Annotated in this window: 18 protein-coding genes; 4 read left to right on the top strand and 14 right to left on the bottom strand. The window is 66.2% G+C overall.

Annotation, left to right across the window (positions count from 1 at the left end; all coding sequences use genetic code 11):
* Positions 1 to 113: 113 nt before the first annotated feature.
* Both VNN77_19280 and VNN77_19275 read left to right on the top strand, forming a co-directional pair.
* Entirely contained in the window at positions 114 to 917 is an 804-nt protein-coding gene (locus tag VNN77_19280) for an SDR family oxidoreductase (protein HXG53548.1), read from the top strand.
* Entirely contained in the window at positions 914 to 1,912 is a 999-nt protein-coding gene (locus VNN77_19275; protein HXG53547.1) for an ABC transporter substrate-binding protein, read from the top strand. The genes VNN77_19280 and VNN77_19275 overlap by 4 nt, the downstream gene beginning before the upstream one ends.
* Positions 1,913 to 1,929: 17 nt before the next feature.
* Here the strand turns inward: VNN77_19275 and pgl are convergent, their stop codons facing one another.
* The 14 genes from pgl to ybeY all read right to left on the bottom strand — a co-directional run bounded on the left by pgl (position 1,930) and on the right by ybeY (position 19,431).
* Entirely contained in the window at positions 1,930 to 2,670 is a 741-nt protein-coding gene (pgl, locus tag VNN77_19270) for a 6-phosphogluconolactonase (GenBank protein HXG53546.1), read from the bottom strand.
* Positions 2,663 to 3,664, bottom strand: a complete 1,002-nt coding sequence (gene glk, locus VNN77_19265) for a glucokinase (GenBank protein HXG53545.1) — start codon at positions 3,662 to 3,664, stop codon at positions 2,663 to 2,665. Before glk ends, pgl begins: the two co-directional genes overlap by 8 nt.
* 42 nt (positions 3,665 to 3,706) lie before the next feature.
* Positions 3,707 to 5,251 (bottom strand): glucose-6-phosphate dehydrogenase, encoded by a 1,545-nt coding sequence (zwf, locus tag VNN77_19260; GenBank protein HXG53544.1) that lies wholly within the window; start codon positions 5,249 to 5,251, stop codon positions 3,707 to 3,709.
* A gap of 5 nt (positions 5,252 to 5,256) precedes the next feature.
* A complete protein-coding gene (gene gnd, locus VNN77_19255) occupies positions 5,257 to 6,153 on the bottom strand; it encodes a decarboxylating 6-phosphogluconate dehydrogenase (protein ID HXG53543.1) in 897 nt (298 codons plus the stop codon).
* A gap of 22 nt (positions 6,154 to 6,175) precedes the next feature.
* Positions 6,176 to 8,935 carry a bifunctional transaldolase/phosoglucose isomerase gene (locus VNN77_19250; protein HXG53542.1) on the bottom strand — a complete coding sequence of 920 codons (2,760 nt, stop codon included), beginning with the start codon at positions 8,933 to 8,935 and terminating at the stop codon, positions 6,176 to 6,178.
* Positions 8,932 to 9,405 (bottom strand): ribose 5-phosphate isomerase B, encoded by a 474-nt coding sequence (gene rpiB / locus VNN77_19245; protein ID HXG53541.1) that lies wholly within the window; start codon positions 9,403 to 9,405, stop codon positions 8,932 to 8,934. The genes VNN77_19250 and rpiB overlap by 4 nt, the downstream gene beginning before the upstream one ends.
* A 123-nt stretch (positions 9,406 to 9,528) precedes the next feature.
* On the bottom strand, positions 9,529 to 11,574 hold the full coding sequence (gene tkt / locus VNN77_19240; GenBank protein HXG53540.1) for a transketolase: 2,046 nt from the start codon (positions 11,572 to 11,574) through the stop codon (positions 9,529 to 9,531).
* Positions 11,575 to 11,701: 127 nt separating this feature from the next.
* Positions 11,702 to 12,385: a TIGR04282 family arsenosugar biosynthesis glycosyltransferase gene (locus tag VNN77_19235; protein ID HXG53539.1), complete on the bottom strand. Its 684-nt coding sequence runs from the start codon at positions 12,383 to 12,385 to the stop codon at positions 11,702 to 11,704.
* Positions 12,369 to 13,046, bottom strand: coding sequence for a TIGR04283 family arsenosugar biosynthesis glycosyltransferase (locus VNN77_19230; GenBank protein HXG53538.1), 678 nt, complete (start codon positions 13,044 to 13,046; stop codon positions 12,369 to 12,371). The genes VNN77_19235 and VNN77_19230 overlap by 17 nt, the downstream gene beginning before the upstream one ends.
* Positions 13,047 to 13,122: 76 nt before the next feature.
* Positions 13,123 to 15,378 (bottom strand): FAD-containing oxidoreductase, encoded by a 2,256-nt coding sequence (locus VNN77_19225; GenBank protein HXG53537.1) that lies wholly within the window; start codon positions 15,376 to 15,378, stop codon positions 13,123 to 13,125.
* 75 nt (positions 15,379 to 15,453) lie between these two features.
* Entirely contained in the window at positions 15,454 to 16,416 is a 963-nt protein-coding gene (gene arsS / locus VNN77_19220) for an arsenosugar biosynthesis radical SAM (seleno)protein ArsS (protein ID HXG53536.1), read from the bottom strand.
* Positions 16,417 to 16,496: 80 nt separating this feature from the next.
* Entirely contained in the window at positions 16,497 to 17,690 is a 1,194-nt protein-coding gene (locus tag VNN77_19215) for a methyltransferase domain-containing protein (protein ID HXG53535.1), read from the bottom strand.
* Positions 17,691 to 17,857: 167 nt separating this feature from the next.
* A protein-coding gene (prfB, locus tag VNN77_19210) for a peptide chain release factor 2 (protein ID HXG53534.1) occupies positions 17,858 to 18,968 on the bottom strand; the annotation gives its coding sequence in 2 pieces (ribosomal slippage) (positions 17,858 to 18,898 and positions 18,900 to 18,968; 1,110 coding nt in all).
* Between the two features lie 16 nt (positions 18,969 to 18,984).
* Positions 18,985 to 19,431 carry an rRNA maturation RNase YbeY gene (ybeY, locus tag VNN77_19205; protein ID HXG53533.1) on the bottom strand — a complete coding sequence of 149 codons (447 nt, stop codon included), beginning with the start codon at positions 19,429 to 19,431 and terminating at the stop codon, positions 18,985 to 18,987.
* Positions 19,432 to 19,595: 164 nt separating this feature from the next.
* Between ybeY and VNN77_19200 the strand changes: the two genes are divergently transcribed.
* On the top strand, positions 19,596 to 19,868 hold the full coding sequence (locus VNN77_19200; protein HXG53532.1) for a ferredoxin family protein: 273 nt from the start codon (positions 19,596 to 19,598) through the stop codon (positions 19,866 to 19,868).
* 170 nt (positions 19,869 to 20,038) lie between these two features.
* Entirely contained in the window at positions 20,039 to 21,106 is a 1,068-nt protein-coding gene (locus VNN77_19195) for an ornithine cyclodeaminase family protein (protein HXG53531.1), read from the top strand.
* Positions 21,107 to 21,112 lie beyond the last annotated feature (6 nt).

Raw genomic sequence — 21,112 nt, 5'->3', positions numbered from 1 at the left:
CGGCGGCGCCGGGGCGACCGTCGCGGCGCTTGCTCGGCCTCGCTTCCGGGCGTGAATCTGTTCGCGGCCGGGAAGGCGTTTCGCACGATAAGGGAACCGAAGCATTCCCGAGCATGGATTTTCGCAATCAGGTGATCCTGATTACCGGAGCCTCGAGCGGGATCGGCCGGCGTCTGGCCGAGGACCTCGCGGAGCGCGGCGCCGTCATCGCGGGCTGCGGTCGCTCGCCGGAGCGGCTTGCGTCGATGCTCGCCGCCGTGAAGGACCGAAGCCCCGCTTCGGCCGTTTTCCCGTGCGACGTGGGGCGCCGGGAAGAGGTCGAGCGCATGGCCGGCGAGGTCCTCGACCGCTTCGGCAGGATCGACGTCCTCGTCAACAACGCTGGCATCGGCATGCGCATGCCGTTCAGCGAGACGCCGTTGGAGACCATCGAGGAAATCATGCGGACCAATTACCTCGGAACGGTCTACTGCACACGCGCGGTACTCCCGTCGATGGTCGCTCGCGGCCGCGGCCACATCGTCAACATCTCCTCCGTCGCCGGCAAGATCGGCGCTCTCAACATGGCCGGTTACTGCGCCTCCAAATTCGCGGTCAACGGCCTGAGCGAGAGCCTCTGCCACGAGCTGCGGCCGCTCGGGATCTCCGTCTCCGTGATATGTCCGGGGCCGGTCCGGACCGTCTTCAACCGCGAATTCGCCGACGTACCGCCGCGGTCGCCTCCGGCGCTCGTGATCGGTGTAGAAGCGGTGTCGCGGGCGGTGATCGCGGCCCTGGAAACGCGAAAGCCCGAGCTTGTCCTGCCGCGCTGGCTCGCCGTCGCCTGCTGGCTCAAACGGATCGCGCCCAACCTCTTCCGCGTCGTCTATCACCGGCAATTCGGCCTTTACGCATCTCGCTCCCGGAGGTCGCCATGAAAACAGCGCTGCGTTGTCTGCTCTTCGTTCTTATCGCCGTTCTGCTCGCCGCGCCATGGGGGCGCGACACGGCTCGTGCCGAAAAGATCCGCGTGATTTACAGCGCCATCGGGAGCTCCCAGAGCCCCCTCTGGATCGCGACCGAGGCGGGCCTTTTCAGGAAGCACGGGCTGGACGTGGAGCTGCTCTATGTCGCGGGAGGCTCGCGCGCCGCGCAGGTGACCGTCGCCGGCGAGGCACCGGTCGCCATGTTCAACGGCGGCGCGGTCATCGGCGCCAACCTCGCCGGGGCGGAGCTGGTGAACATCGCAGCCGGAATGAACGTGCTGCCGTTTTTCCTGGTCGCGGGGCCGGAGGTAAGGCAGCTCGAAGATCTCAAAGGCAAAAAGGTCGCGATCACCCGCTTCGCCTCCGCCACCGATTTCGCCCTGCGCTTCGCGGCTGAGAAGTGGCCGGCCAGGCCCGACCGCGACTTCACCGTGTTTCAGCTGGGCGGGCAGCCCGAGATGATGGCGGCGCTCAAGAGCGGCGCCGTCCAGGCCGCGATGCTGAACGCCGAGTTCACGATCCTCGCCCGGCGCGAGGGTTACCGCGACCTGGCGGACGTGGCGGCGATGGGGCTTGCGTTTCCCGGTTCGGGACTCAACACCACCCGCTCCTTCATCCGCGGCCGGCGCGACACGGCGCTGCGCGTGCTGCGCGCCTACACCGAGGCGGTGTACTACGGCCGGACCCAGAAGAAACCGACCGTCGCCGTCCTGGCGAAGTATCTGAAGAACCCGGACGCTTCCTTTCTCGAGGCGGTGCGCGAGCTTTACCTGGAGCGCTATATTCCGAGGGTCCCCTATCCGTCGACCGAGGCGATGGCGCAGGCGCTCACCGACATCGCCGCCAAGGACCCGCGCGCCCGCGGGATGCGGCCGGAGCAGTTCATCGACTCGAGCTTGATGAGAGATCTCGAGCGGGAAGGCTTTCTCAAATTGCTCGTGCGCTGAGCCCGGTAGCCGGGCCCCTACCCGCCGACGCAGACCAGCCTGCGGGCGGCGTCCCGCGTCACGAGCCACGTCACGCTGCCGTGGCGCGGCCGCACCAGCGCCGCCGGAAGGTCAGGCGATCCTCTGCGGGCGCCCAGCACTCTTCCGACGATCTCCGCCTTGCTCGCTCCCTTCACGAGAAAGATCACGCGCGCCGCCCCGTTGATCACGGGCAGCGTGAGCGTGAGCCGGTGCGCGCCGGCGCTCTCCACGAACGTGGAGAGGACCCAGCGCTCGGCTTCGCGCAACGCGGCACTGCCGGGAAAGAGGGAGGCGATGTGACCATCCTCCCCCACTCCGAGGAAGATGAGATCGAACCGCGGCGGCTGGCCCGGCGGCGGCCGGAAAAATCCCCGTAGCTCGCGCTCGTATGCGGCGGCCGCTGCGGACGGCTCCTCTTCGCCCGCCATGCGGTGGACGTTCGCCGGCGGGACGGGGATTTTCGAGATCAACGACTCGCGCGCCGTGCGGTAGTTGCTTTGCGGGTGGTCCGGCGGGACGCATCGCTCGTCGCCCCAAAAGAGGTGAACCGAGCGCCATGCGATCCGCCCGCTCCCCTCCATCCCCAGGCGCGCATAAAACTCCGCCGGCGTCGTTCCTCCGGAAAGAGCGACCGCAAACCGGCCTGCGGCCGCGGCCGCCGCCCCGGCGAATCGCTCCGCGGCGCGACCGGCGAGATCGGCGGAGTCCTTGCAAACGACGATCTCCGGCTCAGCCATCGCGACGCCGGGCCGCGAAGTACGCCGCTCCCTGCAGCGCCGCGCGCTCGTTCATGATCACGTGAATCGGGACCGCCGCCAGCAGCTCCCGGTAGCGGCCCTTGTCCGCGAAGGCGCGGACGAACTCTCCCTCGCGCAGCCTGCGCTCGATCCTCGGGGCGATTCCCCCGCCGACGTAGACGCCGCCGAACGCCTTGGCCTTGAGCGCGAGATTGCCCGCCTCCGCTCCGTAGATCGAGATGAAGAGGTCCAGCGCCTGGACGCAGATCTCGGGCCCGCCCGAAAGCGCGGCTTGCGTGATTGCGACGCCGGGGTCTTCTCCAGCGGCAAGCCTGTCCGCGAACTCCGCGGGCTCCGGGCAGCGACCGCTGTCGCGCAGGAAACGATAAATGTTGAACAGTCCCGGGCCGGAGACCACCCGCTCGTAGCTCACGTGACCGAAACGCGCGGCGAGATAGCGCAGAAGCTCGATCTCGGTTTCGTTTCGCGGAGCGAAGTCGGCGTGCCCGCCTTCCGACGCGAGCGGATGGAGCTCCGCGCCGTCGTCGTAGAGGATCGCCTCGCCGAGGCCGGTGCCGGCGGCGATCAGCGCCCGGTTGGCCGGCCGCATCACCGGCCGGTCATTAAGGCACGCCAGATCCTCGGGCGCGAGCGTGAAAATTCCGTAGGCCGCCGCCTCGAGATCGTTGAGTAGCGTCACCGCGCGCAGCCCGAGCAATGACGCGATCTGCGCCGCATCGACGACCCATGGCAGGTTGGGCGTTTTCACCGTGCCCGCCACCACGGGACCCGCCACGCCGAAGCAGGCCGCCCGGAGCGCCGCGTCGTGGCCGGCGAGAAATTCCCGCAGGACGGCCTCGAGACCCGGGTAACGTGCGCTCGCGAACGTCGCTTCGGCTTCGATCCGCAGCCGGCGCCTCGACCCGGCGAAAAACGCGAGGTGGGTCTTGGTGCCGCCGATGTCGCCCGCGAGAATGAGTTTTTTCCGAGCCACGCCGATCATCCCCGGGCCGCGCCCGTGCCAAGCCCGGCCTGATCACGGCCGCCGCCAGCGCCGCCCGTCGCGCTCGATGAATTCATCCGCTTCCTTCGGCCCCCAGCTTCCGGCTTCGTAGTTGGGAAAATTTGCCGGCGGCGCGTTGTGCCAGGCCTCGATGACCGGGTCCACCAGCGACCAGGCAAGCTCCACCCAATCGTGCCTCGTAAAAAGAGTCGAATCGCCTTCGATGCAATCCTCGAGCAGCGTTTCGTACGCTTCCGGCGGAGCGCTGCCGAAGGATTGCTCGTATTTGAAATCGAGGCTGAGGGGCCTTACGCACAGGTCCGGTCCCGGCGGCTTGACCTCGAAGGTGAGGGAAATTCCCTCGTCGGGCTGGATTCGCAGCACCAGAACGTTGGGGCTCACCTCCTCGACGGCGCAGGCCCGAAACAACAGCAGCGGCGGCCGTTTGAACTGGATGGCGATTTCCGTGACGCGCCTGGCCAGGCGCTTGCCCGAACGCAGATAGAACGGCACGCCCTCCCAGCGCCAGTTGTCCACCAGCAGCTTGAGAACCGCGTAGGTCTCCGTCGTCGAGTCCCGGGCCACTCCCGCCTCCTCGCGATAGCCCGCGACCTCCCTCCCGGAGATGCTTCCCGGTCCGTATTGACCGCGCACGGCCCATCGCGTCACGTCCCGGGGCGCGATCGGCCGAACCGCGCGCAGCAGCTTGACCTTCTCGTCGCGCACGGCGTCGGCGGAAAAGCTTACGGGCGGCTCCATGGCGGTGAGACAGAGCAGCTGCAGCAGGTGATTTTGAAACATGTCCCTCACCACGCCCGCTCGATCGTAATAGCCGCCGCGATTCTCGACTCCGACCGCTTCCGCAGCGGTGATCTGCACGTGATCGACGTAGCGGCGGTTCCAGATCGGCTCGAAGACCGCGTTGGCGAAGCGGAAGACCATGATGTTCTGCACGGTCTCCTTGCCGAGGTAGTGATCGATGCGGTAAAGCTGGCGTTCGTCGAGCACTTCGTGCGCCCGGCGGTTGAGGTCGCGGGCGCTCGAGAGGTCGATCCCGAACGGCTTCTCGACGACCACACGGCTCCGGCAGTTCCCGTCGCTTTCGCGCGGCGCGAGCCCGGCCGCGGACATGCGCTCGAGAACGGTTCCATAGACCTCCGGCGGCGTGGCCAGATACAACACCCGGACCGGGAGAAGCCGGCTGCCGCGGTCGAAGCCGGCGACGAGCTCGGCAAGACGCCGGTATCCGTCGAACTCCTCGTAACCGCCTCTGACGTAATAGACGTTGGCCGCAAAGCGGTGCCAGGAGTTCTCGTCTCCCAGCCCGTTGCGCGAGAACCGTTCGACCGCCGCCCGCATCTTCTGGCGAAAGTCCTGATCGGCGAGCGGGCTTCGACCATAGCCCACTACGGCGAACCGTTCAGGGAGTCGCCGCTCCAGTGAGAGATTGTAGAGCGCCGGCACCAGCTTGCGCTGCGCGAGATCGCCCGAGGCGCCGAAGATGACGACGAGCGCCGCGTGCGGTCGCTTCCCCTGGCCGAAGGCGCTTCCGGCGTAGGCGTGGGGGTCGCTGACCATGGGCGCTACGTGGTCTTTACAGGATGGCCGCCGAATTCGCGCCGCAGCGCGGCAATCACCCTGGCCGCGAACGATTCGTCCTGCCGCGAGGCGAAACGGGCGAAGAGCGAATGCGCCAGCGCAGTGGCCGGGACGTTTCTCTCGATCGCTTCGATCACGGCCCAGCGACCCTCGCCCGTGTCCTCGACGTAGCCGCGGACCGAAGCGAGCTCCGGGTCCTTCTTGAACGCTTCCTCGGCCAGCTCGAGGAGCCACGAGCGGACCACTCCGCCATGATTCCAGAGACGCGCCATTTTCTGCAGATCGAAGGCGAACGGCGCGCTCTTGAGCAGCTCGAAGCCTTCTCCGTAGGCCTGGAGCAGCCCGTACTCGATCCCGTTGTGGACCATCTTGGCGAAATGACCGGCTCCATGCGGGCCGACGTGGGCCCATCCTTCCGGCGGCGCAAGCGTCCGAAGCGCCGGCTCCAGGCACGCCACCGCGTCCGCGTCGCCGCCGACCATCATGCAGTAACCGGCTTCGAGCCCCCGGATACCGCCGCTGGTTCCCGCGTCGACGAAGTAGATTCCCCGCGATTTCAGCCGCTCGGCGCGGCGGATCGAATCCTTGTAGTTCGAGTTGCCGCCGTCGACGAGAATGTCGCCGCCCGTCAGGTGGGGCAGGAGCTGCTCGATCGTAGCGTCGACCGGGTCACCCGCGGGAACCATCATCCAGACCGCGCGCGGCGCCGCGAGCTGCCTGATCAGGTCGGCGAGTGATCGTGCCCCCACGCCGCCTTTCTCGACGACCCGCTGAATGGCCTCGGGGCTTCGGTCGTACCCGACGACCCGGTGGCCGCCCCGCGCCAGTCGCTCGGTCATGTTGGCTCCCATGCGGCCCAATCCGATCATCCCGAGCTCCATGGCGGACCTCCTGACCGCACTGCTACGACGTCAGCGCCTCTGCGAGCCTTCTCAGCCCGCCGCGGGCATCGGCACCGAGATTCACACGCAGCACCCGGCGGCGGCGCTGCTTGAGCGCGCTGAAGTCACCCGCTGCCTGGGCCCGGATCAGCCGGCCGAAGCTGTAGCCGGTCTCGGGGATCGGCAGGTCGTCCGCCGGCTCGTCGATGATCTGCAGCACGAGCGCGGAGTTCGGGCCTCCCTTGTGGAGCTGGCCCGTCGAATGGAGGAAGCGCGGCCCATACCCCGACGTCGTAGCGAGACCCAAACGCTCCCGCAACGCCCGGCGGATCGCCTGAAGCGCCGCGTCGTGCTGCGGGTCCGGCTCGAGATAGGCCTGAAGAGCCACGTAGTCGCGCGCCTTCTTTTTTTCCATCCAGGCATGAAGCGCGGCGCGCAGCGCTGCGGGATCGTGGGCCGAAACCGCGTCTCCGGCACCGCCGCGGCCCTTTTTCTCCGTCGCCTGACCGATGGCCTTTTTGGCCAGATCCTTGGCGAGCTGCACATCGGGCTGGTTGAAGGGATGGACGCCGAGCACTGCTCCGGCCGAGGCGACGGCGACCTCCCAGCGGAAGAATTCCTGTCCGAGGTCGCTCTTGTCGGCCACGTCGATCCGGACCACCGGATGGCCGTTGGCCTCGAGCGCGGCCACGCGGCGGTCGGTCTCGTGGTTCTCGTCGCCTTCGCAGCGCAGGTAAATGAACAGGCGGTCATCGCCGTATCCGGTGGGGGAGTCGGCGGGCTCGTCGACCACCGGGATGATTCCCTTACGGTCCTTCCCCGTGCTCTCGGCGATCAATTGCTCGACCCAGACGGGAAATGCGGCGACCGACGGCGACGCGATGAAGGTCGCCTTGTCGCGCCGGGCCAGAGCCAGCTCGCCCAGAGCCGCGCCGAGCAGCAGCCCCGGGTTTTCCGGCTCGATCACGGCGGCGCCGCACGCTTCGGCCATCCGTTGCGCCCGGCGGAGCAGCTCTCCCGCATCCACCCCGATGAGCGCCGCCGGGACCAGCCCGAACTCCGAGAGCGCCGAATAGCGTCCCCCGACGTCCGGGGGCGCGGCGAAAACCGCCCGGAAACCGCGCTCCCGGGCGAGCGCTTCGAGCGGCGTCCCGGGATCGGTGATGGCAACGAAGCATCTGCCGGGACCGGCCTGCGCCTGCTTCGCGACGTTCCAGAAATAAAAAAACAACGACTCCGTTTCCGTGGTCGTGCCGGACTTGCTCGACACGAGGAAGAGCGTGCGGCCGGGATCGATCTTCGCTTCCACGGCTCTTACCGCCCGCGGATGCGTGCTGTCGAGCACGGTGAGCTGGGGATATCCCGACCGGCTGCCGAACGTCCTTCGAAACACTTCGGGCGCGAGACTGGAGCCCCCCATTCCCAGCAGGACGACGTCGCGGACGCCCTCGTCCTTCACGCCGGCCGCGAACGCTTCCAGCTCGGCAACCCGCCGGGCCATTGTCCGAGGCAGGTCGAGCCAGCCCAGTCGATCGGCGAGCTCCGGTTGCGGCTCCTCCGACCAGAGTGTGGGATCCTTGCTCCAGAGCCTCCTGGCGAATTGCCGGCGCTCCCAATCCCTGATCCGCCGCGTGACCGCGACCCGGTAGGCGCCGAGGTGAAGCTCCTGGCGCTCGGCCTCGTTGCCGATCATCGTTTGGCGCTTGCGGTCCAGCGCCGCCGTCATCTGATCGAACGAGGCGGCAAAGGCGGCCACGCCGTCGTGCTGCAGCCTCTCGGCGATGGCGTTGAGATCGATGCCCAGAGCCGCGAGCCGCCTGAGCGCCGCCGCCGCTTCGTCCAGGCTGTCCGTCACGGTCTCGCCCTCCACGCGGCCGTGATCCTTGAAGGCGCGCAGCGTCTCCAGCGGCATCGTGTTGACGGTATCGGGACCGATCAGGTTTTCGACGTAGAGGACGTCGGAGTACGCGGGATTCTTGGTGCTCGTGCTCGCCCAGAGCGGCCGCTGCACGCGCGCCCCGCGCCGGCGCAGAGCGACGAACCCCTCGCCGTGGAAGATCTCGCGAAAGCGGTGATAGACGATCTTGGAGTTCGCGATGGCGATCTTGCCGCGCAGCGCCTTCGCCGGATCGGTGCCGAGACTCTCCAGCGCCCGGTCCACCATCGTATCGACGCGGCTGACGAAAAACGAAGCTACCGAGGCGACCCTCGAAGGAGCGACGCAACGCTCCAGTCCCTTGATATAGGCGCGCGCCACCGCCTCGTAATGCCTCATCGAGAACATCAAGGTGACGTTGACGTTGACCCCTTCGGCGATCAGCTCCTCGATCGCGGGAATTCCCTCCGGCGTCGCCGGCACCTTGATCATGACATTGGGTCGGCCGACGGCCGCTTTCAAGCGCCTCGCCTCGGCGATCGTGGCGGCGGTGTCGTGCGCGAGATGCGGCGAGACCTCGAGGCTCACGTAGCCGTCGCCCCCGTCACTCTCGTCGTAGACCGAACGCAGCGCGTCGGCGGCCATGCGGATATCCTCGATCGCCATCAGCTCGTAGAGCTGGCTTGCCGGAACGTTGGGGTCGGCCTTCAACAGCTCGCGCAGGCTTTCGTCGTAATCGTGCCCGCCGGTGATCGCCTTCTCGAAAATGGTCGGGTTGCTGGTCAGGCCGCGAATCCCGTTCTCCTCCACCATCTCCTTGAGCTGTCCGGTGCGGACGAGCTTACGATCGATGTAGTCCAGCCACACGGACTGGCCCTGAGCGAGCAGCTGCTTCAACGGGTTCATGCTCTCTCCCCCGGCTTCGATCCGCCGTAGCGCCTTTCCAGATCCTTGATTTTCTCGATGCGCCGCCTGTGGCGCTCTTCACCGCAGAATTTCGCGCTGAGAAACTGGTCGACCAGCTCGCGTGCCAGCTCGACGCCGATGACGCGAGCCCCGAGGACCAGCACGTTCATGTCGTCGTGCTCCACCCCCTGGCGCGCCGCATACGTATTGTGGCAGAGGCCGGCGCGAATGCCCGGGATCTTGTTCGCCGCGACCGAGGCTCCGACGCCGCTCCCGCAGATGAGCACGCCGCGGTCCGCCTCGCCGCGCAGAATCGCCTTCGCGACGGCTTCGGCGAAATCGGGATAGTCGACCGGATCGTCGTTCCCGGTTCCGAGATCGATCACCTCGTGGCCCCGGTGGCGCAGGTAGTCCCGGATGACCTGTTTCAGATCGAACCCGGCATGATCCGCGGCGATGGCTACGCGCATCGATGAACCTCGCGCCCGGCCCGGGGGCGTCCGTCACCCGGGAATCGAATTCCCCGGCTTCGACATCCGGCCGCTACAAGCGCCTTTGTCACCGCCCGCCCTCCGGCGACTTTTCGAGCCGCTTCACAGCAGCGCCAGCGCCCGCTCGACGACCCGCTCGACGGTGAAACCGAACTTCTCCATCACGATCTGGCCGGGAGCGGATACCCCGAAGCGCTCCACGCCGAGCACGTCGCCGCGGTCCCCGACGTAGCGATGCCAGCCCATAGGGAGGCCGGCCTCGACCGCCAGGCGCGCGCGCAGCGCCGGCGGAAACACGGCGTTGCGGTAGTCTTGCGGCTGCTCGTCGAACAGCTCCCAGCTCGGCATCGAGACGACCCGCGTGCGGACGCCGCGCTCGGCAAGCTTCGACCTCGCCTGCAGGGCGAGCGCGACCTCCGAACCGGTGCCGATCAAAAGCAAGTCGGGGTTGCCTCCCGGCGCTTCGGCGATCACGTAGGCTCCGCGGCGGAGCTCTTCGGCCGGCGCCAGGCCCGTACGGTCGAGCGTCGGTACGTTCTGCCGGGACAGCACCAGGGCGACCGGCCGGTCGCGGGTTTCGATCGCGACCCGCCAGGCCGCGGCCGTCTCGTTCGCGTCGCACGGCCGGATCACCACCAGGCGGGGAATTGCGCGCAACGCCGCCAGTTGCTCGACCGGCTGGTGCGTCGGCCCGTCTTCGCCGACCCCGATGCTGTCGTGCGTGAAAACGTAAATCACTCCGAGCCCCATCAGCGCCGCGAGACGAATCGACGGTCTCAGGTAATCGGAAAAGATCAGGAAGGTCGAGCCGAACGGGATGATGCCGCCGTGAGCCGCCATCCCGTTGAGAGACGCTCCCATGGCGTGCTCGCGCACGCCGAAGTGAATGTTCCGCCCCGCGTAGCTCCAGCCCCCGCCGGCCGCCCCCTGGCCGTCGGTGAAAACCCGAGCCGGGCTCTGGAAATCTCCGAGGTTCTGCATCGCGGTGAAGGTCGACGGGTTGAGATCCGCTGAACCGCCGATCAGCGTCGGAATCCTCGGCGCGACGGCGTTCAAGACCTTCCCCGAAGCAGCGCGGGTCGCCAGCCCCTTGGGGTCCGGCGGAAAGGCGGGAATCGCCACGTCCCAGCCCGGCGGCAACTCGCCGCGAAGCGCGCGCTCCAGCTCGACCGCGAGATCGGGGAAACTCCTGGCGTAGTCCGAAAACCGCCCGCGCCATTCCTCCTCCGCCCGCTGCCCGCGCGGAACCGCCTCGCGAAAGCGCGCCAGCGCCTCCGCCGGGAGATGAAAGGCGGGTTCGAGCGGCCAGCCGAGCCTTTCCTTGGTGAGCCTGGTCTCCTTTTCCCCGAGAGGAGCGCCGTGCGCCTCGAAGCTGTCCTGCTTGCCGGGCGAGCCGTAGCCGATGTGCGTGCGCAGCAGGATCAGCGACGGGCGCGAGGTTTCCGCGCGCGCCTCCCGCAGCGCCCGATCGATCGCCTCCAGATCGTTGCCGTCGTCGACCGTCCGGGTGTGCCAGCCGTAGGCCTCGAATCGCTTCGCGCAGTCCTCGGTGAAGGTGAGATCCGTCGAGGCCGCCAGCGACACCCGGTTGTCGTCGTAGATGTAGATGAGCTTGCCGAGCTTCAAGTGGCCGGCGAGGCTCGCCGCCTCCGCGGCCACGCCTTCCATCAGATCGCCGTCGCTGACGATAGCGTAGGTGAAATGATTGATCACCTCGTGTCCCGGCCGGTTGTAGCGCGCGGCCAGGAACGCTTCGGCAATCGCCATGCCGACCCCGTTGCCGAACCCCTGCCCGAGCGGGCCGGTCGTGGTCTCGACGCCGGGAGTGGCTTCGCGCTCGGGATGGCCGGGCGTTTTGCTCTCCCACTGGCGGAACTGCTTGATGTCGTCGAGCGAGAGATCGTACCCGGTGAGATGGAGCATGCTGTAGAGCAACATGGAGGCGTGGCCGGCGGAAAGCACGAAGCGGTCGCGGTCCGGCCACGCGGGATTTTTCGGGTTGTGCTTGAGGAAGCGAGTCCACAGCACATACGCGGCGGCCGCAAGCCCCATCGGCGCGCCAGGGTGGCCGGATCTCGCCTTTTCCACGGCGTCCACGCAAAGCATCCGTATCGCGTTGACGCACAGCTCGTCGACTGACTCGCGCATGGGTTCTCCTTGCCGCCCTCGAGGAAAATCGACCCGGGTGACGGACAGACCAGTTTGAGAGCCGGCAGGGTTGCAGCCGATCGCGACCTTCGTCGGCATGTGGGATCGCCTCCGGTCGCCTCTCGAACTACAGTCTGCCTTTCCGCTTCAAGGCATGCAACAGATTTGACGTGTTTTTCATGACGCCAGCGTCGGGAAGCGAGGCCAGGCCGCGGAGGTCCTCCGCGGTGTCGATGTCGTACCAGAAAGGCAGGAGCCCCCAGGAAATTCCCGCGGTTTCCAGCCTCTCCAGCGTCCGGGCGAGCACGTCGGAGCGGCTCCAGGCGATCCCCTCGAAAATCCCGGGAACTTCCCGTTTCATTCCTACGAGATAGTAGCCGCCGTCGGTGCTGGGCCCGAGAACGACGTCGATCGCCGGCCGCTCGAGGAGCGCGTAGGCCCGCTCCAGGAACTCCAGGGGGACCGGCGGCAGGTCCGCGCCGATCAGCACCACGCGCTCGAACCCCCGGCGCAGGAGCCGCTCGAACGCGAACCGCATGCGCTCACCCAGGCCGTTTCCGCGTTGCGCGAAGCTCGAAAAGCCCGGGGGAACGAAGCTGCGGACGAACTCCTCGGGCGACGACGGCGCGCTGAAGTTGACGAACAGGCGCGCCGTGGAGAACCGTCCGATGTTCTCCAGCTGATCGCGAAGCAGAGCACCCGCGACGGCCGCCGCTTCCTCGGCCGACAGCGGCGGCACGAGCCGGGTCTTGCTGCAGCCCGGCTCCGGCGCCTTGCTCATCAACACCAGAGCGTTAGCGGACGTCCTCATAGTAACGCTTGAGGCGGAACGGGGAAGAACCCGACAGGTAGAGCAACTTCAATGCCCACATCTTCACGATCGTCCGCCACACCCCTTCCCGCTCCCAGCGGCGGGCCGACGTGATCACGCGGCTTTTCAGGCAGGCGATCCGCCCGGTCCGTTTGAGCGCGCGCGAAAACGCGATGTCTTCCATGAGCGGATAGTCCGGATAGCCTCCGAGCGCGGCGAACACCTCGCGCCGGACGAAGATGGCCTGGTCGCCGGTGCTCACCCGAGTCAGGCGCGACCGCCAGCTGATCATGGCTCCGATAAGCTTCATGAGAAAACCGCTCGCATCCAGCCGGATATCGAAACGCCCGCCCGCCACCGTCGGGTCGCTCATGGCACGGTGGATATCGGCGGCGGCGGTCTCCGGTAGCCGCGTGTCGGCGTGGAGGAACAGCAGGACGTCGCCGGTTGCCCGGCGCGCCCCTTCGTTCATCTGCGCCCCCCGGCCGCGCCGGGAGCCCACCGGCTCGATCCCGTGCTGCCTGCAGATCCGCCGGGTGCCGTCCTCGCTTCCGCCGTCCACGACGATCAGCTCGTGAAAACCCCGCCCCTTGAGGTCATCGATGGTCGTGCCGATCGTCGCCGCCTCGTTCAGGACCGGAACGATCACCGAAACGCGCATGTGCGGCTCCCTCGCGAACGTTCTCGTGCTCTTCGTGTCCTGCGCGGCAAAGCCCACCGTCGGGATGTTTCCGCTCTCAGAGCCTCCATTGAAGCCACGTCGTTAACACCTTTTTCATCACCGGCGTGAGCCTGGTACGCATGTAGGCATCGCCGATCTTGCGCAGTGCCTCGGCCTGCGTCGGATAGGGGTGAAGGGTCGAAGATAGCGTTCCAACCTTTTGCCTTGCGACCATCGCCAGCGTCAGCTCGCTGATCATCTCCCCGGCGCGCCGGGCCACGATCGTTCCTCCGAGGATTTTCCCGGTCTTCCTGTCGTAGTGGACCCGGGCGAAGCCCTCGTCCTCCCCGTCGAGAACCGCTCGGTCGACGAGGTTGAGCGGCTGCGTGATCGTGGCGACGTCGAATCCCGCTTCCCGAGCGTCTCTCTCATAATAGCCCACATGGGCCACTTCCGGGTCGGTATAGGTACACCACGGGATGATAAGACGGCTGACCTTGCGCCGGGCGGAGAAGAGCGCGTTGGCGATCACGATTCGCGCCATTGCGTCGGCGGCGTGGGTAAACTTGTATCTGGAGCAGACATCGCCCGCCGCATAGATTCGCGGATTCGCCGTCCGCAGCCGATCGTCGACCTCGACGCCGTGCTGCGTGTACTTCACTCCGGCCTCCTCCAGTCCCAAGCCTTCGAGGTTCGGCGTACGACCGCCCCCGACCACGATGGCGTCCGCCCACAGATCGTGGCGCTTCCCGTGCGAGTCAACCGTCAGGCATTTGCCGCCCCGTTCCGCCTGGCTGACTCTCAACTCTTTGCTGCAGCACACGAGCCGCACGCCGTCGCGGTCGACCATGGACCTGCGGACCACCTCGGCGGCATCCGGGTCTTCGTTTGGCAAAACCCCGTGCAGGGCCTCGATCAAATACACTTGACTGCCGAAACGGGCAAAGGATTGCGCCAGCTCGCAGCCGATCGGTCCCGCGCCGATCACGGCGATGCGACGCGGCAGCTCGGTCAAGGTAAAGACGGTTTCGTTGGTGTAGTAGCCGGCTTGGGCCAGTCCGGGAATCGGGAGCTCGGCCGCTCTGGCGCCGGTGGCAATGACGGCTCGATCAAACTCCAATCGCCGGCCGTCGATTTCCACCGCCGACGGCCCCACGAACCGGCCGTGACCGATGTAGACGTCGACCCCCGCCGCCCGAAGCCGCTCGGCGGAGTCATGGGCGCTGATGTCGGCCCGCAGCCGGCGCATCCTTTCCATCGCGGCGGCAAAAGCGATTCCGGGCTCGCAGGACAGCTCGACCCCGAACAGTTTTCCGTTGCGTGCGTCGTACGCGGCTCGCGCCGCACGGACCAGCCCCTTGGAAGGCACACAGCCGACGTTCAGACAGTCTCCGCCCAGGAGATTACGCTCGATCAGCGCGACCCTGGCGCCCAGGCCGGCGGCCCCGGCAGCGCTCACCAGTCCCGCGGTCCCCCCGCCCACCACGACCAGATTGTATTTCCCGGGCGGTACCGGATTCACCCAGCGCGGCGGACGGCAATTTTGAATCAGCCGCCGGTCGTGCGGATCGTCGACGAGCATCATGTCCTCGACGGCGGCGGGTTTGTGATTCGGATTGAGGCGCGTCCCTCCCGGGCTGGCGTCGCCCGGAGCCGGCTCCGCTTCGCGCAGCGCCTGGCGCGCCTTTCGCGTGACCGTTGCCACCACGGCCGCGGTCGCCAGCAAGCCGATGTACTTCAGAACCTGCTGATAAAAGCCTGCCGCGGGATCGATCTCCCCGGCGATCGCGTCCCGTGCGGCGGCGCCGATATAAACGAAAAGAAAAGTCGCCGGCAGCATACCGATCAGGTTCGCGAGGGCGTACGCTCCCGTGCGCACCGCCGTCAGTCCCAAAAAATAGTTCAGCAGGACGAACGGAAACACCGGGCTCAGGCGCGCGAGCAGGACCATCTTGAACCCTTGCTTTCCGATCGCGCGGTCGAGCGAGCGAAATTTCGGATTTCCGTCAGCCCACCGGGCGACTTTCTCGCGCAGCAGCGTTCGCGCGAGGAGAAAGGAGCAGAGAGCGCCCAGATTGGCTCCGGCGACCACGACCGCCAGGCCGGTCTTCAGCCCGAATAGAGCGCCGGAGCCGACGGTAATCGCGCTCCCCGGTATGAAAAGAACCGTGCACAGGATGTAGGCCAGGGCCACCACGACAGGTCCGAGCGCTCCGAGCGACCGCACATGGTTTTCGAGCTGGACGAACCAGTCCCGGACCGGAAGGGACAGCAGTCCCGCGATCGACGCGCTCAGGAAAGCGATGAAGAAAACGACCCTCGCGGTCCTCATGGCTCCATCGGCTCAAGCGCTCGCTGCACGATCGCTCGCGGTCGGCTCGATACCTCCGGCAGAGCCCGCCGCCGTCTAGGGCACCAGCGCGCCGCCGCAGCTGCTCCCCGAGCCGGCCGTGCAGGCGTAGCAGTGATTACCCACCGTGATCGGCCGGCCGACGACGTCGGCTTCGGCCAGCGAGGAAATGTGAAGCGGCCGTCCGTCCGCGGCGCGAAGCGGAAGGCCGAGCATTTGATTGAAGTCGCAATCGTAGATCCAGCCCTCCCATCCCACGCTGATGAGGCTGCGGCACATCACCTGTTCCAGGGTTTCCGGGTTGAAATTTGCTGCGAGCAGCCGGACGTAGCCCTCGTATTCGCCGCGGAGCCTCAGATGCGTCTCGTAGCGTGTGATCGGCATGTTGGCGAGGCAGTACAGCCGGTTGAACTCGATGCCGAAGTTTCGGGACAGCTCCCGTTTGTAGTCCTTTTCCAGCTCGTCCTGGCGCGGCGGAAGATGGGGCCCGACGGGATTGTAAACCAGGTTGAGAACCAGCCCGGAGCCCGGCAGACCGTAGCCGAGCCGGTTGAGCAACTTGAGCGCCTGTATACTGAGCTCGAAGGTTCCTTTCCCCCTTTGCTTGTCGACGTTCGCCTCGGAATAGCACGGAAGCGAGCAGATCAGCTCCACCCGCTGCCGCTTGAAGAATTCGGGCAGGTACTCTTTTCCCGGCTCGAAGATCACCGTAAGGTTGCAGCGGTCGATGACGTGACGGTCGAGGCTCCGGGCCGACTCCACGAGGTAGTCGAAATTCTCGTTCAGCTCCGGAGCGCCTCCGGTGATATCGAGCGTCTGAACGCGGCTGACCGCCAGAAACCGCAGCACCGCGTCCACGGTCTTTCGGTCCATCGTTTCCTTTCGCGCGGGGCTCGATTCGACGTGGCAATGGACGCAGGCGAGATTGCAGAGCCGCCCCATGTTCACTTGCAGCACCTCGAACCGGTGCCGCGCCAGGCAGCGGTGACTCAGACGAAGCTTTTCGACAAACGGTTGCATGGCGCTGAGCGCTCGGTATCAGCCCCTCACCCGAAAAAGCTCGCGCTTCGCACGATCGTCTCCCAGGTGCGTCAAAGCGCTTACGTGCAACAGTTCGATTGCGGGCCGCAAAGGCTTCCGGCGAACTTGGTGACCTTGTAGTCCAATCCCTTCGTTTCCCGCGGATCGCGTCGGCGGTCGCGAGAGCAGTCGAACGTGGCGGCCTGCTCCCGCGGCACCTCCAGCCGCGGCGGCACGAGGATGAACTGGCCTTCGTACGGCGGCCGGGAGTAGAGCTCGTAGGTCTTTTCGCACACCGCGATCCGCGTGCCTCGCGGCAGCACGTGACCGTCGTCGTCGACGACCTGTTTCCACGGACCACGATAGATCACGGCCTGGTTTCGCTCGATGCAAGGACCCTCCTTGCCCTTGTGCGCGCTCACGGTGATCGAGCGGAACTCGATGCCCTCCACCGTGCGGTAGGGTTGGCTGCCGAGCTCCTCGACGCGGATGCCGTAAAAGCCCGCTTCCTCGAACGCACGCAGGAAATCCTCCTCCACCAGCGCCCCGGAGACGCAACCGCTCCAGAGCTCGGCGTCGCCCATCATTTCGGGCGGCACCGGCTCGTCGCTCACGATATCCGAAATGACCGCCCGGCCGCCTCGGCGGAGCACGCGGTACATCTCGGCGAAGAGCCGTTTCTTGTCCTCCGGACGGACCAGGTTGAGCACACAGTTGGAGACCACCAGGTCGATCGAGTCGTCGGACACGAGGGGCTGCTCGCGGCGGATCCTGGCCTCGTACTCCTCCAGGCGCGCCAGGTCCTCCACGCTGCGGACCGGGTGGGATGCGAGGTATCGGTCGACCAGCTCCAGATCGGTCCTCAGATCCTGGATTCTGGCGCGCCGAAACTCGACGTTGTGGTACCCCAGCCGATCGCCCACGTCCCTTCGGTATTTGCGCGCCAGCTCCAGCATGGCCGGATTGAAGTCGACCCCGATCACCTTCCCCGCGGGGCCGACGATCCGGGCGAGGATGTAGCAGGCTTTGCCGCTGCCCGAGCCGAGATCCAGCACCGTCTCTCCCGCCCGCGCGTAGCGCGACGGATTGCCGCAGCCGTAGTCTTTCGCGAGGATTTCCTCGGGGATGAACTCGAGCAGCGCCGGGTCGTAATCGACCGGAACACACAGGCCGGCCTCCCCGTCGCGGGCCGCCCGAGCATAGCGCTGCAGCACCGCCGCTTCGTGGTCGAAAAGCTCGCTTGCGCCCAGCCCGTTTTTGCCGTGAACTTCCATGACCGCCGCCTTTCAGTATGGTTCGTTACCGGTTATTGGATGCCGCGGGGCCCGGGCGGGATGCATTCAAGCGACCGGCAGGAGCTCCCGCCCGTCGCCCCCAGCTGCACGCCTGTATACCGGCTTACTCGCGCATCATCAACGCGCTCCGGGTCGACAGCCGCGCGTCAGGCCGGCAGCCCGTCGGCCGCCTGCAGCAGATAAGCCCGGATGAAGGGATCGATATCGCCGTCGAGGACCCCGTCGGCGTTGCCGATTTCCACCCCCGTGCGGTGATCCTTCACCATGCGATAGGGGTGCAATACGTAGGAGCGGATCTGGCTGCCCCAGGCGATATCCTTCTTGGTCTTGTGGAAGGTCTCCATCTTTTCCCGCTGCTTTTCGAGCTCGAGCTCGTAGAGGCGGGAACGGAGTATCTTCATCGCCATCGCCCGATTCTTGTGCTGCGACCGCTCGTTCTGGCAGGCAACCACGATCCCCGTGGGAAGGTGCGTGATGCGGACCGCCGAGTCGGTCTTGTTGACGTGCTGCCCTCCGGCGCCGCTCGAACGATAGGTGTCGATGCGCAGGTCGGCCTCGTTGATCTCGACCTTGATCGTGTCGTCGACCTCAGGATAGACAAACACCGAGGCGAACGAGGTGTGGCGCCGGGAGTTGGCGTCAAACGGCGAGATCCGCACCAGCCGGTGAATCCCCGCTTCGGCCTTGAGGTACCCGTAGGCGTAATCGCCCTCGACCCTGAAGGTCACGCTTTTCACGCCCGCTTCCTCGCCGGGCTGATATTCGAGAATTTCCTTCCGGTAGCCGTGCCGGTCCGCCCAGCGCAGATACATGCGCAGCAGCATTTCGGCCCAGTCTTGAGCCTCGGTGCCGCCGGCTCCCGGATGCAGTTCCACGATGGCGTTTCTGCGATCGTCGGGCCCGCCGAGTATCTGGGACAGCTCGGTCTCGGCCATGCCCTTGCCGACCTCCTGGACCTTGGCCGCCGCTTCGGCGAGCGCCTCCTCGCTTTTCTCTTCCCTGGCGACCTCCAGGAAAAACCGTGCCTCCTCCAGGCCCGCCCGGTGCCTTTCCCAGGCCTGGATCAGGTCCTTCAGCGAAGCCTGTTCTTTGAGGATGGCCTGGGCTTTTTCGCCGTCACTCCAGAAATCGGGTTTCGAGGTGAGCTGCTCGAGCTCGGCTACTCGCTTCCGCTTGCCGTCGACGTCAAAGACGCCTCCGCAGGAGCTCGAGCCGTTCCTCCAGGCGGGTCAACTGTTCTCTGGTCTCTTCCAACATAAAACCTGCGAAATAATTATACCTTTAAAACCCGCGACTCACAAAGCTCGCGGTAGAGCTTCCTTTCCAGCCGGCGCATCGCCCGTGCTTCCCGCGGCGAGCGCTCGTGGTCGTATCCGACGAGGTGCAGGATGCCGTGGATCAGCAAGGTCGCCATCTCTTCCGCGAGCGATCGGCCGCGCTCGCGTGCCTGCTCGCGGGCCTTCGGTACGGAAATGACGACGTCGCCCAGAAGTTCGCAGCCCGGCGCCCGCTCCTCGAGCGGAAAAGCGAGGACATCCGTCGGACGATCCTGGCCGCGGTAGCGCGCGTTGAGTCTGCGGATCTCGGGGTTTCCGACCAGCGCTATGCTCAGCTCGGAGCGCTCCCGGCCCAGGAGCTCGAGGACGCGGCGCCCGACCGCAACCAGGGCCCGCCGTGAAACGCCTCTGGTGCTCGTGCGGCAAACTACATCGACGCCCATTGTGGCTCCTGCTTTAATACAAAAGGCCGTCCTCTCTCGGCGCGCGCGCTCGTCCCGCAACAGAAATCAAAAAATGCACGGTTTTGCCGTTAGTTACAAGCCGGAGGATATTTGACTTGAGATGATTGTTCTGCTAGGAGACAAAAAACGGTCAGGAGGAGCCGATGACGTACGTTATTGCCGAGCCCTGCATCAATGTCAAAGATACCGCCTGCGTCGACGTCTGTCCGGTCGACTGCATCCATCCCACCAAGAACGAAGCCGAGGAGTTCGCCAAGGAGCAACAGCTTTACATCGATCCGGAAGAATGTATCGATTGCGGCGCGTGCGAGCCTGTTTGCCCGGTAGAGGCGATTTTCGAGGAAGCTGCCCTGCCGGACAAATGGAAGCATTTCACGCAGATCAACGCCGACTGGTACAAGAAAAGAAAAGGCTAACGGCCGGCCGTTTCTTCGCTCCCCATCACGAGAGGCCGGGATTTGTTCCCCGGCCTTTTTCTTTTTGACGGCGCGTCTTCGAGCGGCGCCTCGATCCTCCTTCCTTGACTCGGCGCGGGGCTCTGATATAGGCAGGCTGTTCGCGAGCGTTCGCGAACGGAGACGCGCGCATGGTCCTCGTGCTCAAGAACGAACAGATGGAGGATCTTCTCCCGATGGCGGAGGAGATCGAGGCCATCGAGCAAGCCTTCCGCGAGCTGGGAGAGGGGAAGGCGATGAACGCCCCGCGGGCGCGCTTGCGGACGCCCTGGAAGGAGGAAGGCGGGCAGTACTATTTCAACAATATCATGGGGCTCGTCCCGGGGCTGAAGTCGATGGCCCTGCGGATCGACTCCAGTTTCTCCAAAGAGATTCAGGTCGGCGGCGGCCGGCGGCGCGTCTATCCCGGTGATTTCGTCGGTCTCGTGATGCTCTTCGACATGGATACGTGCGAGCTGCTCGCCGTCATGGACGACCACCACATCTCCACCATGCGCGTCGGCGCGACGAGCGCTGTCGCGGGCAAATATCTCGCCCGCAAGGATGCCTCCGTGATGGGGCTTCTCGGCGCCGGCGAGCAGGCCAGAACCCAGCTCACCGCCCACGCCGTGGTGCGCCCGCTGCGGAAAGTGAAGGTCTACAGTCCGACACGGGAGAACCGGGAACGCTTTGCCCGGACCATGAGTGAGCGGACCGGCATCGACGTCGTGGCGGTTGCCTCGGCGGAGGAGGCCGTCCGGGGGAGCGACATCGTTACTGCGGCGACCAACACGGTGGATCCGGTGATTCTGGGCAAATGGGTGGAACCCGGGATGCACCTGAACAGCATCGTCGGCGGCGACGGCTTCCTGCCGCGGAAAGAGCTCGACGACGAGGCGGTCATGAAGGCCGACCTCATCGTCGTCGGCTACAAGCCGCAGATCTTCCTCGACAAGCAGGCCGAACTTCACGACCGGCTCGAGCGCGGCCTCGTCAAGGCCGACGACCTCCACGAGCTCGCCGATCTGCTCGTCGGCAAGTGTCGCGGGCGCAGAGACGACCGGGAAATCACCTTCTTCAAGAACAACACCGGCATGGGAATTCAGTTCGCCGCCACGGCGCGAAAGATGTACGAGAAGGCCAGGGAGAAAGGAATCGGCACGGAGCTGCCGTCGGACTTGTTCATGACCCGGCGCGGGGACAGGGTCTATTCCCCGTGACGGCCG

The organism is Candidatus Zixiibacteriota bacterium (assembly GCA_035574315.1).
Lineage (GTDB): Bacteria > Desulfobacterota > Binatia > UBA9968 > UBA9968 > DATLYW01.
The sequence above is the reverse complement of the archived record's forward strand: the minus strand, read 5'-3'. Positions and strand labels throughout refer to the sequence as shown.